Annotated in this window: 17 protein-coding genes and 1 pseudogene; 5 read left to right on the top strand and 13 right to left on the bottom strand. The window is 44.2% G+C overall.

What is annotated here, in order from left to right; all coding sequences use genetic code 11:
- Nucleotides 1–173: 173 nt before the first annotated feature.
- Nucleotides 174–1,070, top strand: a complete 897-nt coding sequence (locus E8Q33_RS02275) for an SDR family oxidoreductase (RefSeq protein ID WP_136552549.1) — start codon at nt 174–176, stop codon at nt 1,068–1,070.
- Nucleotides 1,071–1,089: 19 nt separating this feature from the next.
- Here E8Q33_RS02275 and E8Q33_RS16370 read toward each other — a convergent pair whose 3' ends face one another.
- The 4 genes and pseudogenes from E8Q33_RS16370 to leuA form a co-directional block, all read right to left on the bottom strand.
- On the bottom strand, nt 1,090–1,443 hold the full coding sequence (locus E8Q33_RS16370) for a methyl-accepting chemotaxis protein (RefSeq protein WP_256369431.1): 354 nt from the start codon (nt 1,441–1,443) through the stop codon (nt 1,090–1,092).
- A gap of 23 nt (nt 1,444–1,466) precedes the next feature.
- Nucleotides 1,467–3,197, bottom strand: coding sequence for a methyl-accepting chemotaxis protein (locus tag E8Q33_RS16365; protein WP_256369430.1), 1,731 nt, complete (start codon nt 3,195–3,197; stop codon nt 1,467–1,469).
- Nucleotides 3,198–3,486: 289 nt separating this feature from the next.
- Nucleotides 3,487–3,924, bottom strand: a complete 438-nt coding sequence (locus E8Q33_RS02265) for an LEA type 2 family protein (RefSeq protein WP_136552547.1) — start codon at nt 3,922–3,924, stop codon at nt 3,487–3,489.
- A 176-nt stretch (nt 3,925–4,100) separates the two neighbouring features.
- Nucleotides 4,101–5,764 (bottom strand): annotated as a pseudogene (gene leuA / locus E8Q33_RS02260) (2-isopropylmalate synthase).
- Nucleotides 5,765–6,099: 335 nt separating this feature from the next.
- On the opposite strand from leuA, the gene E8Q33_RS02255 reads away from it, so the two are divergent.
- The gene (locus tag E8Q33_RS02255; RefSeq protein WP_211116085.1) at nt 6,100–6,567 is read left to right on the top strand and encodes an Lrp/AsnC family transcriptional regulator; all 468 of its coding nucleotides are present in this window, start codon (nt 6,100–6,102) and stop codon (nt 6,565–6,567) included.
- Between the two features lie 23 nt (nt 6,568–6,590).
- Here E8Q33_RS02255 and E8Q33_RS02250 read toward each other — a convergent pair whose 3' ends face one another.
- From E8Q33_RS02250 to E8Q33_RS02230, 5 genes are all read right to left on the bottom strand, one after another.
- Entirely contained in the window at nt 6,591–7,463 is an 873-nt protein-coding gene (locus tag E8Q33_RS02250) for an ADP-polyphosphate phosphotransferase (protein ID WP_136552545.1), read from the bottom strand.
- A gap of 94 nt (nt 7,464–7,557) precedes the next feature.
- A complete protein-coding gene (gene egtD / locus E8Q33_RS02245; RefSeq protein WP_136552543.1) occupies nt 7,558–8,586 on the bottom strand; it encodes an L-histidine N(alpha)-methyltransferase in 1,029 nt (342 codons plus the stop codon).
- Nucleotides 8,586–9,896 carry an ergothioneine biosynthesis protein EgtB gene (gene egtB / locus E8Q33_RS02240; RefSeq protein WP_136552541.1) on the bottom strand — a complete coding sequence of 437 codons (1,311 nt, stop codon included), beginning with the start codon at nt 9,894–9,896 and terminating at the stop codon, nt 8,586–8,588. The genes egtD and egtB overlap by 1 nt, the downstream gene beginning before the upstream one ends.
- Nucleotides 9,897–10,185: 289 nt before the next feature.
- Nucleotides 10,186–11,043, bottom strand: a complete 858-nt coding sequence (locus E8Q33_RS02235) for a hypothetical protein (protein ID WP_136552539.1) — start codon at nt 11,041–11,043, stop codon at nt 10,186–10,188.
- A 320-nt stretch (nt 11,044–11,363) separates the two neighbouring features.
- The gene (locus tag E8Q33_RS02230) at nt 11,364–12,086 is read right to left on the bottom strand and encodes a ZIP family metal transporter (protein ID WP_136552537.1); all 723 of its coding nucleotides are present in this window, start codon (nt 12,084–12,086) and stop codon (nt 11,364–11,366) included.
- 176 nt (nt 12,087–12,262) lie between these two features.
- Here E8Q33_RS02230 and E8Q33_RS02225 point away from each other — a divergent pair, with 176 nt between their 5' ends.
- The gene (locus tag E8Q33_RS02225; RefSeq protein WP_247869877.1) at nt 12,263–13,327 is read left to right on the top strand and encodes a lyase; all 1,065 of its coding nucleotides are present in this window, start codon (nt 12,263–12,265) and stop codon (nt 13,325–13,327) included.
- 37 nt (nt 13,328–13,364) lie between these two features.
- On the opposite strand, the gene E8Q33_RS02220 is transcribed toward E8Q33_RS02225, so the two are convergent.
- Both E8Q33_RS02220 and E8Q33_RS02215 read right to left on the bottom strand, forming a co-directional pair.
- Nucleotides 13,365–13,964, bottom strand: coding sequence for an exopolysaccharide biosynthesis protein (locus E8Q33_RS02220; RefSeq protein ID WP_136552535.1), 600 nt, complete (start codon nt 13,962–13,964; stop codon nt 13,365–13,367).
- Nucleotides 13,965–13,981: 17 nt separating this feature from the next.
- Nucleotides 13,982–14,935 (bottom strand): arsenic resistance protein, encoded by a 954-nt coding sequence (locus E8Q33_RS02215; RefSeq protein WP_136552533.1) that lies wholly within the window; start codon nt 14,933–14,935, stop codon nt 13,982–13,984.
- A gap of 160 nt (nt 14,936–15,095) precedes the next feature.
- Here E8Q33_RS02215 and E8Q33_RS02210 point away from each other — a divergent pair, with 160 nt between their 5' ends.
- Complete coding sequence (locus tag E8Q33_RS02210; RefSeq protein ID WP_069295030.1) at nt 15,096–15,353, top strand: hypothetical protein; 258 nt, start codon at nt 15,096–15,098, stop codon at nt 15,351–15,353.
- Nucleotides 15,354–15,370: 17 nt separating this feature from the next.
- Here the strand turns inward: E8Q33_RS02210 and E8Q33_RS02205 are convergent, their stop codons facing one another.
- The gene (locus E8Q33_RS02205) at nt 15,371–16,411 is read right to left on the bottom strand and encodes a DUF2235 domain-containing protein (protein ID WP_136552531.1); all 1,041 of its coding nucleotides are present in this window, start codon (nt 16,409–16,411) and stop codon (nt 15,371–15,373) included.
- A gap of 147 nt (nt 16,412–16,558) precedes the next feature.
- Complete coding sequence (locus E8Q33_RS02200; protein ID WP_069295032.1) at nt 16,559–17,449, bottom strand: mechanosensitive ion channel domain-containing protein; 891 nt, start codon at nt 17,447–17,449, stop codon at nt 16,559–16,561.
- A gap of 305 nt (nt 17,450–17,754) precedes the next feature.
- On the opposite strand from E8Q33_RS02200, the gene E8Q33_RS16645 reads away from it, so the two are divergent.
- Nucleotides 17,755–17,887, top strand: a 133-nt coding sequence (locus E8Q33_RS16645) for a PIN domain-containing protein (protein WP_136552948.1), incomplete at its 3' end; no start/stop codon positions are given.

The raw sequence follows: 17,887 nt of genomic DNA, 5'->3' as shown, positions 1-17,887 counted from the left end.
TATATAAAAAATTCCTATGATCGGTAATTTTTACTCGGCCAATATCTTATTAGTGTTTTTAGCGAACTAACTTCCTCACGATAACCACAGTTTCACTCACTTCTAATGGACGGAATAGCTTTTGCATCGTTGATAGCAGCAATTCTGATTGTTCACTGTAAAGGGGTTAACAAGTGACACAAGCATCTGCGAATAGATCCTCCGATCCGAGAAATCGTTACCCTCGTCCAGAGTTTGAGATCCAGCCGCAAAAACTGCCCGGGGAAGAAAACAAAATGCAGCCGAGAGCTGATCATGGTGAAAATAGTTATCAAGGCCACGATAGACTTGCCGGTCAAGTAGCTTTAATTACTGGAGGTGACAGTGGTATCGGCATGGCCGTGGCACTAGCTTATGCACGAGAAGGCGCCGATATTGTATTTACCTATCTCAGTGAACAAGAAGATGCGCTTGAAACTGAACGTTTGGTGAGAGAAGCTGGCCGAAAAGTAATTTCAATAAAGATGGATCAATCCAATAATCGCCCAGCTTGTGATAAAGCTGTAGAAATGTGTATCGAAAAATTCGGCCGATTGGATATTCTGGTCAATAACGCTGCGTTCCAACAAACCTATGAATCAATTCAAGACATTCCGGATGATGAAATCAGCTATGCGTTTCAAACCAATATCGAAGCTTTTTTTCATTTTTCCCGAGCAGCGTTGAAACATATTCCGCCAGGCGGCACGATTATTAATACCACTTCCATTCAGGCTTTTGAGCCAAGCAGCAATCTTGCACCGTATGCCGCCACTAAGGCAGCCATTGCTAATTTCACTATTTCACTGGCATCTGAAGCGATAAATCAGGGAGTACGAGTAAATGGTGTAGCGCCAGGACCGGTGTGGACGCCCTTAATACCGACTACTATGCCAGATGAAAAAGTAAAAAACTTTGGTGCCAACACCTTATTTGGTCGTCCAGCCCAACCAGCTGAACTGGCTCCGGTTTATGTCTTTTTAGCCTCAGCGGATGCCAGTTATGTGACTGGTGAAATTTACGGTGTCACAGGAGGCCGAATGCAGATGTAAAATGCTGTGCCCCCACCATTCAAACTTTGAATGAGCCCAACTGATACTTCAAACTGTTGGCTGCTTCATCCAGTTGGTTACCCACCTGATTCAGCTGGCGAGCACCTTCTGTTGTATGCTCGACCAGTTGCGAAATCTTATTAAGATTCATGCTGACATCCTCACATACTGCGCTTTGTTCTTCGGTCGCCGAAGCAATCTGGAATGTCATTTCCGTAACTTCAATGATTGCTTGTTGAATATCTTGCAATGCCGTCTCCGCTGCGCGGGCCAGATCAACAGTTTCCGTTACTTGCTGCCCGCTTTGCTGCATTTTTGCTGCGGCCTGACGACTGCCTTTTTGCAACACGCTTAGTTTGTCTTTGATATCCACCGTGGCCACCTGAGTTCTGCTAGCTACGCTCGCACTTCATCTGCGACCACAGCAAAACCTCGGCCTTTTTCCCCGGCTCGGGCAGCTTCAATTGCAGCATTGAGTGCCAGCAGGTTGGTTTGTTCAGCAATGCCTTGAATCACTGACAATATGCTGACAATCGCCTCACTATTTTTCTCCAGTTCTAACATGGCAGTTTGGGATTCCTGCACACTGTTACTGACCTCGTGAATGGACTCTGAAGTACGTTTTACCAGCCCTGCACCAGATTGAGATGACTCATTGGCTTTGCTGACAAATTGTGATGTGCGATCAGCATTTCCGGCAATTTGTTGAGCGGAAGCCGCCATTTCAGTTACCGCAGAAACCATTTCTTCGAGCAACTGTTGTTGCTGATCCATCTCTACTCGTGTCTGTTCACTGATTTGACGACCTTCAGCAGATAACTTACTGACATTTTCACCCAATGGGATTAACTGCTGAATCAACTTGCGGAGTTTGCCAATAAAGATATTCAGGAAACCCGATAATTTACCGGTCTCATCCTGACGTTGAATATCAAGCTTCTGGGTCAGGTCACCTTCTCCTTCAGCAATTGACGCAACCAAAGTGGTCATATCTGATAGTGGCTGGATACTACTGCGGGCCACCAGCCACACCACACCCACGCCAATCAGAGCCAAAATCAGACCTAGCAAGCTAGTACTGCTGATAAAGGTAGTTTGAGCACGATCAAGAAATTGTTCCTGTTCGGCTACGGCTGCTAATACTTTGGCTTCTGGAACCGCAAGATAAGTCACCCAGGCCTGCTCACTTCCCGGCATTTTAAATGGACTGAGCACAACAAATTGTCCTTGTTGTTGCAAAATCTGGCTTTGTCCAGCTTCACTAACAGCGAGTAATGCTTCTCTGAGCTCACTATCTAATGCATAAAGGTTCTGACCAATCAGCTCGGGTTGCTGACTATGTCCGACAATTACTCCACGTGGACTAACTAACAAAGTTTGGCCAATTCCCTGATACAGCTGGGCAGCCACATCAATAATCACTGATTGTAAAAATGCGGCCGAAATATCAATGCCCGTATTACCAATAAAGCGGCCTTTATCCATTACTGGCGCAACCAGAGTGGTCAATAACACTTGCTCACCACCAACAGGATAAAGATAAGGATCAATGACACAACTGCTTTTACTGTCTTTGGAACAAAGATAATACTCACCGGCTCTTACGCCATTTTCGTCCATGGTAGCGTCTTCAAGACCTTCCAGATTTTCCACAACAAAGCCATTATTATCGGAACGCACGACATAGGGCATAAAGCGACCTCGGGCATCACTGCCCAAGCTGTCAAGATAAAGGAAATCACTTCCGTCCATTTCGTTTGGCTCAAAAGCAACATAAACACCTAGGAAATCATCGTTAAGCATCAAAGTCTGTTCCAACATTTTGAGTGCAAAACTGCGCTTTTCAGTGATGTTCGTATCCGCTACAACAGCCTGCATAACTGCAGCATTCGCCTGAGCTGTATGCAAAGCTCTTTCGAGGGGTATTCGTAATTGCGCCGCAGTATCCTGGGCCAATAATTGTAAATAATCTTGTGCTTGCTGCTCAGTGATCTCGCGGCTTTGCTCGGCAAGCGTCTGTTTGATCGAACCAAATTGCCAGACACTAATCAGTGCAGTGACTACCACGACGGTCAATAGACTCAGTCCGGCCCAAATACTAAAACGCTGTTGAATGGAAAGGTGCATCTATAACTCCGATATCAGGGAACTGGTACAGACGGTATACCACTTAATTTGCAGTCTGATTGCAGACCGTAACAATCTCATTCACTGATCGGCAGAAATAATGCCCACGATGGCAATGTATTTCGATTTTAGCCCTTGTCAGGTGATTGAATCTCAATTTAGCTGCTTCGCTGTTAGGCTTGAGATAAGCCTGAAGGATTTGTCATTGCGACAAACCACACTGACTTTGCCAGATTATTTATGTATGTGCAATTGAGTTGTCAGTAATCTGCCTAGCAGTTCGCATAAACTAATTTGCTGCTGTGTTCGATAAGTTGAAAAGGCCGTTTTCTTCTATGTTCACAAAAGGCACTAACCTTCCCATATCGAGTTTTGCCTTGAAGCTGTACTCAAGACTTTTGTTCTGACCGGCTAATAGTTGGTTGATTAGTCGAGCACTGCCCAGTAAATCCGGGCTGGCCTCGATAGTGAAATCAGCCATGCCATATCCCGGAATTCTGGGTAAATCTGACGTTGCACCGCTTAATACGTTGTTATTTTCTACCGCGATGGAATAACTCATGCCCTTTAACGGCAAAGCATTACGATTGGGATTAATGATCTGCAAACCGATAATAAATCTTGGTGCCAGACCATTGGATTCCGGCGCTAAAGAAAAAGAAGTGATATTAACCTGCGGTTTTTCATAGCTGGGTGACCAGCTGGCACAGGCTGATATTAAAGCCATCAGCACTACTAGAAGCAGTTTTTTGCAAAATTCATGACATTCCTAATACGCTAAATGGCAATCAGTCTAGCTGATACGGCTGAGTAATATATTAATCCGTGTTTAACCATTGAGTGTTCTTCGATATCAGTAACCGAATCGCCAGCGGCAAACAGGCACGCTGGCGATCGGGATTCTCAGGCTGCCTGAAGTATTAACCGGTTTACGCCATTGATTAATGCTTTGATTGCAGCAGTAGTAATATTTTCATCCTGCCCCACCCCAAATATCGGCTGACTTTCACCGATTTTAATTTCCACATAACACACCGCTGCCACATCTGAACCGGCTCCCAAACCATGTTCGTGGTAATCCACTACCGTAATAGTTTTCCCAGTATGTTGTGCCAAGGCTTTAGCTGCGGCATCAATCGGCCCATTGCCCTGTCCGCTCAAAGCGATCTGCTGCCCCTCAAAGATACTGTTGATATGCGCTTCGACAGCATGCTCTTCACCACTGATCTTGCTGCTGTGGAACTGATAAGGCGAATTCACCTGTAAATATTCCTGATCAAACAAGCTGAAGATATCGGCGCTATTCACTTCTTTGCCGCTGGCATCACTGACTTTCTGTACTGTTTTACTGAATTCAATCTGCAAACGACGTGGTAACTCAAAACCGGCACGCTGTTGTAACAAAAAGCTCACCCCACCCTTGCCCGATTGGCTGTTTACCCGCACCACCGCATCATAACTGCGATTTAAATCTGCCGGATCAATTGGCAAGTAAGGTACTTCCCATAAGCCCTCGGGATCTTGTTTGGCAAAACCTTTTTTAATCGCATCCTGATGTGATCCGGAAAACGCAGTAAACACCAATTCACCAGCATAGGGATGACGTGGATGCACAGGTAATTGTGTGCATTCTTCTGCCAATTGGCGGATCTGATCAATTTGACTGAAATCCAAGCCAGGATTGATACCCTGCGAATATAAATTCAATGCCAATGTCACCAAATCAACATTACCGGTACGTTCACCATTACCAAACAAACATCCCTCTACCCGATCAGCACCAGCCATCACCGCCAATTCCGCTGCTGCGACTGCAGTGCCACGATCATTATGTGGATGCACACTCAAAATAATGCTGTCTCGATTGTTTAAATTGCGATGCATCCATTCGATTTGATCAGCATAAGTATTAGGCGTCGACATCTCCACCGTGGCTGGCAAATTGAAAATCATCTTGCGTTGTGGTGTTGGCTGCCAGATGGCGGACACTGCATCACAAACCTCTTTGGCAAATTCCACTTCAGTACTGGAAAACACTTCAGGAGAATATTGATAAACCCATTCGGTTTCCGGATGTTGTTCAGTTAACGCTTTGACCCAGCGTGTGCTTGTTCAGCAATTTCTTTCACACCGGCTTTATCGGTGTTGTAAACGATTTTGCGAAACGCTGGAGCAATCGGATTGTACATATGCAAAATGGCACGACGAGCGCCTTTCAGTGACTCAACAGTACGTTCAATCAAATCCTGACGGGCCTGAGTTAATACTTCAATCGTTACATCATCCGGGATCACATTTTCTTCGATCAAACGGCGTACCAAATTAAAGTCGGTTTCTGAGGCTGACGGAAATCCCACTTCAATTTCCTTAAAGCCCATTTCCACCAAAGCTTTGAAATAACGCATTTTGGTTTCGACAGACATCGGATCAATCAACGCCTGATTGCCATCACGCAGATCAGTGCTCATCCAGATTGGCGGCTTTTCAATCACCTGATTCGGCCATTGGCGATCCGGCAATTGAATAGGCTCAAAGCAGCGATACTTTTGAGCGGGATTGGCAATCATCTTCTAACTCCTGAGTCTGGATAAGCAAAATAGAGTTGCCTGATGACGTGTATTTAAGAACGCTTCCGGTAGGTTTATTTAACATGGATTGGAGGGTAACCAATCATTTTTCAGTTTCCGCCATTCACTTGTGGTGAACTTGAGATCACTGCGTTAAACAAAGCTTGTGGCTCATAACGCTACCGGTTCAGGCATGTGAAATAGTATAGAGAGTCTGCTGCAGAATTAAATTGCTAAAGTTGCCTCAAATCACCTTCATAACAAATATAATTGCTGATAAATCAATTTTTAAAGCATAAAATGCTTTTAATATAAATTATTGGAGTAAATCATGACTGAAAAATGTGGATCGTTATGACCAGATGATTCTCGAGATCCTGCAAAAGCAGGGACGAATTTCCAATCAGGAATTGGCTGAAGCGATCAACCTCTCGCCCTCGCCAACGCTGCGACGCGTTAAGCAAATGGAAGAAAACGGTTTGATTGATGGCTATGTGGCGTTATTGAATGCCCGCAAACTCGGTTTAACGTTGATGGCCTTTATCGGCATCAGCATGGATAAACACACGCCTGAACGTTTCAGTGGCCTGGAAGAAAAACTTGCCAGCTATCCGGAGGTGTTGGAATGTCATTTAATTACCGGACAGACAGCTGATTATTTGTTGAAAGTGATCGTCAAAGATATGGATGCCTATCAACAATTTCTATTGCAGAAACTCACCCGCATCGAAGGCGTGACCGGCGTACATACTTCGTTTGTGATGAAGTCACCGATTAAATCTACGGCGTTACCGCTAACTTGACCGCTTTGGTAAACGTTGTGTTTTCAGGTTTTTTCTAAATGCTCACGAATAGACTGTAATTCCTGTCTATGTGCATCGGTCGCTTGAGGATAAGCCAATGGTAAATCGCTCAGTGTTTTTAAGAATATCTCCGAAATAATCAGCCGGGCATTCTGTTTATCATCGGCTGGCACGATGTACCACGGAGCTTCTTTGCTAGTTGAAGCATTGATGCAGTCTTCATAGGCTTTGGCGTAATCATCCCAGTATTCGCGTTGTTCGATATCGGCTGTAGTGAGTTTCCAGTTTTTATCGGGATCATCAATTCGTTGCATAAAACGTCTGGCCTGCTCATCTTTGGACTGATGCAAAAAGAACTTGATAATTCTTGTACCGTTGCGATGTAAATGTGCTTCGTGCTCAACGATTGAACGATAGCGCTCACGCCAAAAGGCTTGCTTGGGGGGTAACTTTTCCGCTAAGCGTTGATTTACCAGAAACTCAGGATGCACTTTTACAATCAGCACTTCTTCATAATAAGAGCGATTAAAAATTCCGATGCGGCCTCGTTCCGGCAGACAACGGGAGGTACGCCATAAAAAATCATGATCCAGCTCATTGTCACTGGGCTGTTTAAAACTGAATACCTGAAATCCCTGCGGATTAATTCCGGACATCACATGTCTTATCGCCCCATCCTTGCCAGCAGCGTCCATGCCCTGAAAAATCAGTAACACTGAAAAACGATTATCAGCGTAAAGCTTATGTTGCAAGTCACTTAATGCCTCGACATTTTTTTGCAGCAATTTTTGGTAGTTTTTCTTTGAGCTGTATAACGGATCAACCGTAGTTGGCCATTTCTTTAGTATCACCTTGCTGTGCGGCAGAGCCTGAAAATCACTGATATTAAGCTTCATCGTTTTTGCCTTTGAAGGTTTAGAATGGCGTTTTTTGCCTGAATTATTTGCTTATTAAACGCTTGAAACTATCAAAGAACAAATTTCAAATACGCTAATATTCCAATCCTGAAAAATCTTTTTCAGGGAAATCTTTATTGACTTGCCAGAGCCCATCAGCAAAATAATTTTGCGAATCCTGCCAGTTTTTTAATACGCTAAAGCCGGTCTGATCGGCCAGATGCTGCATATCGGATAACAGGTATTTATGAGAAAGCTCAAGATGGATCGCTTCATGGGCATTAAATTCAAAGGTTTTTTCCAATGCACCGATATGCACTTCCTGATGCTCAAGTGAGACCAGATAACTTTCCATGGCACCATGCCGCGGATTGTACATTCCATGATGGGTAAATCGTTGGATATCAAACTCACCATCCAGCTCGGTGTTTATCCGTGTCAGCACATTTAAATTGAAATCCCGAGTAATGCCATGTTTATCGTTATAAGCTCGGGTTAATACTTCAATATCTTTTTTCAGATCAAAGCCCATCAATAATAAATCATTGTGATTCAAACACTTCCAGATACTGTGTAAAAACCGTTTGGCGCTTGGAAAATCAAAATTTCCGATATTTGATCCCAACAACAGCACCAGTTTTCGGCGGTCAGAAGTATTTTCCAGATGACGGATACTGGCGAAATAATCACCGACAATGCCATGCGTGGTCAGCGACGGATGGGATTGCTTCAAGGAATCATCCAGATCGGCCATGGCGCTTTCCGAAATATCAATCGGAATGTATGAAAATTGATCCGTAAGTTTTAACAGCTGGCTAAGCAAAACCTTGGTTTTACGCCCATCCCCAGCTCCCAGCTCGACTATTTCAAAAGGCTTGCCCTGCATAAATTCAGCAATCTCACCGCCAACCTTGTTGAGGATCTCAAACTCACACCGAGTTGGATAATATTCTTCCAACTCGGTGATCTGTTCAAAGAGCCGACTACCCGTAGCGTCATAGAAATATTTACTCGGCAGAAATTTCGATGGCGCGGAAAAGCCCATTAATACATCAAAGGCAAACTGCTCTTTCAGGACGTCTTGCGTTTGATGTCGTAACGAATCTAAAACCAGATAACTCATTAAAGATCCTTTGCTAACCTAATACCAGTGAATGCCCAACGATCTGAAGGACGGTAAAAATTACGATAACTAGCGCGTAGATGATTTTTGGGTGTCGCCACACAACCACCCTTCAAAACATATTGGTTGGCCATGAACTTGCCATTGTATTCACCTAACGCTGTATTGATTGTTTTATAACCGGGATAAGGCGAATAGGCACTGCTGGTCCATTGCCAGAGTAACCCGGTATCAAATTCATCGCATGCCCGATCAGGAGCTGGATATACCATTTCACTGGGGTCCCAAAAAGCCTTTTCATACTTAAAGAGTTCTTTATCACGAGAGCTATATGCCTCAAGCTCAAACTCAGTGGGTAACCTTGCTCCCATCCATCTCGCGTAGGCATCTGCTTCATACAAACTGATATGGCTGACGGGTAAATTGGTATTTAATGGGCCTAAACCACAGAGGTGGTATTCATCCCAATTTTGATTTTTTTTACGCCAGTACAAGGGATGGGTGATTTGTTTTTCCTGTATCCAGTCCCATCCATCACTAAGCCATAGCTCAGGTCGTCTATATCCGCCATCAGTCATAAAATCGAGATATTCACCATTGTTAATAAGCCGATCAGATAATTGAAAACCGCTAATCCAGCGGCGATGGCGTGGTCGTTCATTGTCGAAAGAGAAATCATCTATCCGTGCACCGAACAACGAAATATTTTCTGTCGATTCCAGCCAACCTAATGCTCTTGCTGGCAGTAAGAACTTATCGGTATCAGCTATTTGTTGATAAGCATCCGGCCAAGGATGATTTCCAAGAATGAATTTAATATCCATCAACAACAATTCTTGATGTTGCTGTTCATGCTGAATGCCAGTGGCAATAACCTCTAATTGTTTCAGAGAGAGCGAGTTTGACTCAAAAAGCTCAATAACTGCCTCAGTTATACCTTGTCGATAGCTCATGATTTCCTTCACCGAAGGACGAGACAATTGCCCCCGGTTGGTCTGCAACCAATGTGCTCCCTGACTCTTGTAGTAGGAATTGAATAAATAATGGTATTGCGAGGATTTTTTGGTTTGAGCAATATTGAGCGGCTCTAAAATAAAACAATCAAAAAACCATGATGTATGGGCCAAATGCCATTTGGGTGGGCTGACAAAGCTGGCGGGTTGAACCACGAAATCTTCAGTGAGCAAATTGGCACAAATCTGTTCCGTTTGCTGGCGGACATCGGCAAATACCTGCTGAAGAGATCTGTCGATTTCCTGGTCAATTTGTCCGTTAAAATTCTGTCCTGTTACTCCATTTTTTTTTGTCATTGATTCAACTCCATATTGGGTTTTATCAACCACCTGACCTTTAAAATGTCGCGATTAGCTGGTTAAATTGAGAACTGAAGTCCTCAACTGCAAACACATTGCTCGCTGGGTTGAGATGACCACCATTTACTTGAGATAGCGGAGTCGTGAACGACCCCGCACACCTTTTTCCAGATAACTACAACAAGATGGCCAACAGAATAATGATTGGAATTGGCACACCTAAAAACCATAAAAGAATAGATCGCATAATATTTCTCCTTAAAAGATGCTTAATGTCATCAATGGATTAATGAATAACTGAATCACGTTGACGACCGCCAACCGTAGCCATAAAGCTGGCGATATATGCACCAATCAATAAAGCGATAAACAACCATAACGAGGCAAAAGTAGCACTGGTCAATGCAGCATCAGCCGCTTCACGAGCAGCAAGTTCAGCGTCAGTGGCTGCTTGTTGAGCTCGGGCAATCACTTCATCAATACGTTGCTCTGCTTCAGCTTCATTCAGTTCGGTGTAGTTTGCTACCAAGCCGACAACATATTGTTTGTCGTCTTCGTTCAGCTCACCATCACGCAATGCCTGCACCACAATTGTGGAGAGTTCATCACGAACATCCCTATCAGCACGTTGTTCAATTTCTGCACCTGGGGCTGTACGTAAAAGCGCATTGGTAACGTAATCCGATGACTCGGATACGGCATCACTGATCATTGGTGCGGCTGAAGTTGCACCACCGGCTAAAGAAGCTCCTGCTTTGGCCGAGCCACTGATGACTGCACCAATACTTGAGAGTATTAATGTTGCGACCAGAAGCGTGGCTACTGCCCAGCTGATAAGGCCATGGGCCGTGTCACGGAAATAAATTTCATCAATATTGATATCCGTCCAGCGAGTTCTAAGACGACCGGCCATATAACCACCGAGTCCTGCTGAAACGATTTGGGTGAAGGTTAACCAGATAACGGTTGACCAACCAATGGCTTCCATACTCACACCTTCATTCTGCCAAGGTGAAATAACGGAAAAACCTAATCCAAAACCGAGGATTAACATTATCAATGTCATGGCTGCGGCGCTAACCGCCCCGGCAAAAATCGCTGCCCATGACACACTACTGTTGTTGCTTGCTGAGAGAGTTTCCATATCGCTTTCCTTTTAATTTGCTTTCAAATCCGGATTTGCTTTTTCTGAGGAAAATCACCTAGGCAGTTATGCCCAGAAATTAACTTTTTAAACGCCTGAAATGCCATTCAGACAATTGAATAAAACAGAATTACAACGAATACTTTTCGACATTTGTGAGCTGAGGAAAAGTATCGTAGTGTCAGTGCTGAAAGAGTTTTCAAAGACACTACGAAGTTCAAGGTAGCAACCAAAGCAGTCGGCTGATATTACATAGGTTAAAGTTCACGAAAAATAATCATCTCGCGACGTTTCGATGATTCTTGTGGGACAGATAAAGGTCAGTAATGAACCAGCAACAGATGGCTGAACAGAGCCAGACAAAAGCCGAACACAGCTCCCAAAGGTGGTGCCCAGTGTCTGGCGAGTTTTGATTGAGGGGCAATGTCCTGAAACACCAGATACAGAATGCCTCCTGAGGCAAACAGCATAATTGCCCCAAGTATGGCGGGATGTTCAGATAAAAAGAAATAGCCCGCCAATCCGGCTATCGGACCAAGCGCAACAAACAATGTCATCTTGCTAAGCACATTACTGTGCCTGTTGTGCTGTTTTAGCTCGCGATAGGCGTTAAAACCCTCGGGTAGATTCTGTAATCCTATCAGCAATGCCAGTAAAGGTCCTGAAGCCGGGTTCAGTGCCATCAAACCGCCTAAGGCGATAGCTTCCGGCACATAATCCAATATCATGCCCATGAGCTGGGGAGATTCATTTTTGTGCAAACCGAGCAATCGTTCTATGTAGAAAAAAGCCAGGCCACCAGCGACAATAAACAAAATATTCCAAACAGAATCCCCCATATTCTCCAGGCCTTCGGGAACCAGCACCAGCATTACCGCACCCAGCAAAATGCCGCCCCCTAAAGCGATAATGAAGTGCCTTAATTCTTTTTCCAGCCATTGTGAATGTACCCGCTCAAAGCTGGCCACAAAACCACCGACAGGAATGCAGATACCGGCGGCCATTGTGAGTAATACAATCTGCAGAACGGTTGTGTTGTCCATTGTTTGCCTTCATCACTTGCTGAGAATGCTGTTTATTAATACATTCGATATTAGCCAGATTTGCTACACCATACCAAGCTGGCTTTGAATATTTAAATCATTAATTAATCAGCACTTTTATCACATACACATGTCAATCATTGAAACTCATCACCCCAAAAGTATGGAGAACAAAGATGACAACACTTAAACAGGCAGCTCAATTTCATCGCTTTATGGCCTATTTTCTGACGACACTAACAGGGCTTATTATCAGTAGCTTGGTTATGGCTGATTCACCCAATGATAAAAATATCGTAAATGAAGCTGACAGGGTTTCTCTGGATTTCTACGAGTGGAATGTTGAATGGCAGAATACCCGGCCTCGAGATCCCTATGTCAGCCCGGATGGCAGTGTGTGGTTTGTTGGTCAGGTTGGTGATTATGTCGCTAGATTGGATCCGGTCTCAGGCGAAATGCAACGCTACGAAATTCCCAAAGCAGGCCCACATACAGTCATTGTCGATAAGCAGGGTTATCCTTGGTATGCCGGCAATAAAGATAAACATATCGGTCGATTGGATCCTGCCAGCGGTGAGGTGACTCGTTATGAGATGCCGGAAGGTGTCAACGATCCACATACGATGGACTGGACCTCCGACGGCAATATCTGGTTTACCGTTCAGCGCTCAGGCATAGCTGGTTTTATCGGTACCTTAAACACTGAATCGGGTGAGGTCGACATCATTGAAGTGCCCGGTAACAATATGCGTCCTTATGGCCTGGTGGTGGATAAGCAAGATCGTCCATGGATTGCCTTTATGGGCAGTAATGCCATTGGTACTGTAGATCCACAAACCATGCAACTGGAAATCATTAACACTCCCAATGAAGAGAGCATTATTCGTCGAATCGGTTTAACCTCGGACGGACGTGTCTGGTGGGTGGATGCCGATGTTGGTTATGTCGGAGTCTACAATCCGCGGGATAAATCCATGCAGCAATGGCAGACACCCGGTGGTGAATCAGCAGGCTTATATGCGATGACCGTCGATAATCAGGATCGTATTTGGTATGTCGAAACCGGTTTACAACCCAACAGGTTTATCGGTTTTGATAGCAAAACTGAACAATTTATTGCGATTGATGAGGTGCCTTCAGGCGGGCAAACGGTAAGACATATGATGTTTGATAAAGAAAGCAATGCCATTTGGTTCGGCACCGATGCACATACTATTGGTCGAGCGGTAGTGCCGGATTGACTGACACTGTCAGAGATAAGGGTCGTTCAAAACGGTATTAAAATAAATTACTGATTATTAGCCACGCAGTTAAACCGGTAAGAATAAACGACAGCAGTGCCAGTAATCCGTCTTTGGCAATCAAGGCCAGACCAAATGCCACTAAGGCAAGACCTCCGGCGTTGGCACTAAACGGGACGACCTCCATAAACGGCAGCATCAACGCAATCAGAATACAGACGACTGCAATAATATATTTGGCTGTGCCGTTTACAAAAACCAGTAAACGCGGACGAATAAGTTTATCGATATAACCTGCCGGTTTTCGTAACCATTTGACGGCAGTAGCCAGCTTTTCGCTGGAAATAGCCCGTTGCAACAGCCAATGGGGTAACCAGAAATGTTCTTGTCCGATTAAAAGCTGAACGGCGATTAAAAACACAAACATGCCCATAATGCTCGGCACACCCGGAATATCACCAATTACCGGAGCTAATATAACCAAGCCTGCCACCAGCAACATGGGGCCAAAAGAACGGCGACCAATCATATCCATAATCAAATCGATGGAAACCTTTTCGCCGTTTTTTTGCTCGGCAGCCTCACCTATGCAATCGAATAATTGTTCGAGATCACTTACCTTTTGTTCCTTACCCATTTAGCTAAAGCCTGTCATCAGGGAAAAAGATGTTTCGGCACCCACCATAGAAATATCAACATACCAAGCAACTCGACTAATGATTGAAATACGATGACTACCGCTGCCAACTCATACCCGACGGGCAAAGCTAACGCCAGGGGCAACATCACAAATGAATTTCTGCTGCCGAAACTGAATGCTAATACCCTACCCTGTGTTGATGACAGTTGTAATAACCTGGATAAAAGCTTGGCAATTAAAGCTGCAATGGCTAAGAACAATATAAAAATGAGTAGCAGGTTCGCCAATAAACTCACTGAGCCCCTGACGACATTCACCTGAGTTGCTGAAATGATAAACAGCACTGTTGCCAGTAATATCACCGGAAACCAAGCTAATTTATGGATGATTTTTTCACCGAGAGCATGACTGTCGGCCCACTTCTGTGTGAACCATGCCAGCAATAAAGGAAAAATAATCAATCCGACGAAAGCCCATAACATATTCCGATGCGCCAAACTGATTGTTATCTCATGGCCTAAAAACAACCATAAATAAAACGGCAACAAAATAATTTGTAACAACAAACTGATGGGAGAAAACGCTATTGCAAGATTGGAGTCACCGCGCCCCAGTTGTGTGAACGTGATAAACCAGTCGGTACACGGAACTAATAACACCAATAAAATTCCTAAACGCACCGCAGGATTATCTGGGGCAACCAACATCAGTCCCCCCACAATAAGAGGAATGAATACAAAATTTCCTGTTATCGCTGCCAATAGAAATTTTGGTTGGTAGAACGCTTGCTGCAAATGAATTAATGGCACCTGAGTAAACGTTGCATAAAGCAAAAGCCCAAGCAACGGCCACAACATAACTCCCAACAAACTACTGGTTTGCGGTGCATTAATACCCAAAATTACGCCTAACAATATTGCCAGCAGATAAATAAACAGCTGATTTTTTTCCAAGGTTAAGCGGGTCAACGTATTAATCCTTCCTGAACAAACTGAAATTTATGTGTGTCACAATCGTGCCAAAGGCTTTTCAAGCCGATTAACTAAAGTTAACGCACTTAAACACATTATGATTTAAAAGTTACTTGGCAGTAGATAACCCTAATGAATTTTCGTATGGAGCCAACTTATGCAAACCACTTTCAATAAAGCACTTCTCGCCACTCTGTTTTCTCTGTGTTTTCTGAGTCCGACATTTGCCGGAGATGATGTCGAAGGCAAACAAATTGAAATCGACAGTGAACAGGGAAAGAAAACGGTGACCATAGAAGAGTCTCAAACAGGTGATCAGTCTGGAGCCGGTACAGCGGTTACCGATCATACCGTTGATGATGATAAAACTACCGACGAAGATGACAATACCGATAAGCCTAAATATCAAGAGTAAATGTTTAAGTCGTCAGACTATTTAACTAACTCAGGCCAGCCGGCATTGTTCTCTAAAAATTCCAACAGATTTTTAGGCCGGTAATCTTTATCGTTATCCCAACGTTGTTTCACCGATTGGTGAATCAGGATATCGCCTTTGTTGTGATTAATAGGCCGGTATAAGGGACTTTTAGACCGGTAAATATGTTTGCGAGAATTATGTAAAGTCGCATCATATCGACAATTTAAACTAGTTTTAAGATGGGGTTCCAGCACCAGTCCGGCTTGTGCAGCTTGTTGCATCATCCATTGCAGTGGGATGTCGGATAACAAACCCCCGGTTTGTTTATCCGGCGCATAACTGCCACCAATATTGCTATGCACGCCAGCGAACCAGACCTGTTTAAGATCCAGCTTTTCACGAGGGTCCCAAATAGTCGGTTCAAAATCCGAACGCACCTCATCTATTGCCATTGCATGACGAGCAATATCGACATTGGGGCCAATCTTGGTATCGTAAAATTCGTCTTTTTTATCTAATAAACCCAGAAACGAAATGGGAATGCCCAATGCCCCGACGGTATCCCATACACCTACAAATTTAATATTCCGACTTTTATGTGAATGCGCATCCCGAAAGGCAATGGATTTTTCGCCATCTGGTGCGTAGCTGTAGCCAGGTTTTTTGTAATGCTCAAATGCCTCTTCAATCAGTTTGGCATCGGGCCGTTTGAGAATGCCACAGTTGTAAATCAAACCACTTAAACTGCGAACAGTGTAGGCGCCGCGGCTAAAGCCAAACAGAAAGATCTCATCACCTGGCTGATAGTTCTGAACGATATAACGGTAATCGTCCATGATGTTTTTATTCAGGCCCTTGCCAGTCGCACCACCCAGCACCTGTTCATAATAAGAGCCAATACCCCAATCGTAGAAGACTTGCTGAGTGATGCCATCAGAGCCTCGTGGATCGATTGCTCGTGCCATTCGTAGAACATTGGTTGGGAAATCTTTGGCCAGGTCTTTTTCCGGTCGATTCCAGGTACCGTCTGCACAAACCACTATCCGCTTTGTCATCAGCGCACTCCGTCGGTCGTTTTATCGAGCAGAAAAGCGTTAGGTTAAACAGTTTCATCACGCTAACTGCGCATGCCACCATTTGCGACATTAAACCTGAACCACTTTTAAATCAACATCTTAAACACCAATCTGACAGAACCTTTGTTAGGCTTTTTCTTCTTCCTCTTCTGCTTCTTCCTCAGTACTTTTTCCTTTACCCGAAAAATCTTCGGTGAACACCTCAGAGAGAATCAGTTGTTCAATATAACTGCGTTGAGAAGCCCTTACCGGAAAACGCACCACCAAATGAATTTCAGCGGCGGTTGGGACCTGAATGGTGACACGGGGATCAACCGAACTGGCATCCAAACCTCTTTCATCACTGAGTCTTTGCATGTACAGCCGGGCGTTTTCCAGATAGGGCTGACAATGCTTGGCTGCCGCTGCCAGCAAAGCTTGTTGAGCTGCCTGCCATTTATCAGTACGTTTAAAAGGCACGGTGAACACATGCAAAACATATTGCCGGGTATAGCTTTCATTAATCACCGGTTCTGAGACAAATAAAGCATTGGGAATCACTGCCATACGACCGGTTCGTTGATGCGTCAGTTTGCCAGGCCCGACTTCCAGAATAGTGGTCGCCAGTAAGGTCTGATCAATAACATCACCTCGAAAATCCCTGATTTGAATTCGGTCACCGATATCAAAAGAACCAGCACCGGTTTTCAGCAATGAACCCGTTACACACAAAATCAGTTCTTTAGTTGCCACGACAAAAGCCACAGCAATAGCCACAACTGATAAGGCTAAAGTTCTAAGCTCTTCACCCCAGATTAAAATGAGCCCAAGTATGAACAACAGAATAATGCCGTTACGGGTCTGTACCAGCCATTTACGACGTAATTCGGTGGCATCAACAGTGCGGCGAATGAACCGAGAAGCTAATGAATTCAATACCAATACCACTATCAGCAGGATAAAAGTACTGCCAAATAAGCTGATGATCGGCAGAAAAAACGCCCAGGTTTCCTGTGAAAGTCCAAGTTTTTCGTTCATTTAAACAGCCTGTTTTCTTAAAAGATTTGCCAATTAATGTGCAATATTACACCCAATCATAAACCAGCACCTTTACGCCGCCCAACAGAATACTGATCACGAATTAAAGCCCGGAATGTCTTTATCAAAGCTTATCTTTCCAACAAAATTCGTCTGAAACAGATCCGTGATTGGAATTATTTATATCCGATTCAATGACCTATTTGATTTACTCTAATAAAACCCGTCAGCACCCTTTGCAGACGCCGGTTCTTCGATCATAATCAGTCACAGGCACGTCAATCCAACAAGAGGATCTACTCCGAATGATTAAACGACCCGACGCGACAAAACGTCTGTTTGTGCTTGATACCAATGTGCTGATGCACGACCCCACCGCTCTCTTCCGCTTTGATGAACACGATATTTTCCTGCCAATGGTGGTTCTGGAAGAACTCG

The organism is Methylophaga sp. SB9B (genome assembly GCF_004832235.1).
Taxonomy (GTDB): Bacteria; Pseudomonadota; Gammaproteobacteria; order Nitrosococcales; family Methylophagaceae; genus Methylophaga; species Methylophaga muralis.
The sequence above is the reverse complement of the archived record's forward strand: the minus strand, read 5'-3'. Positions and strand labels throughout refer to the sequence as shown.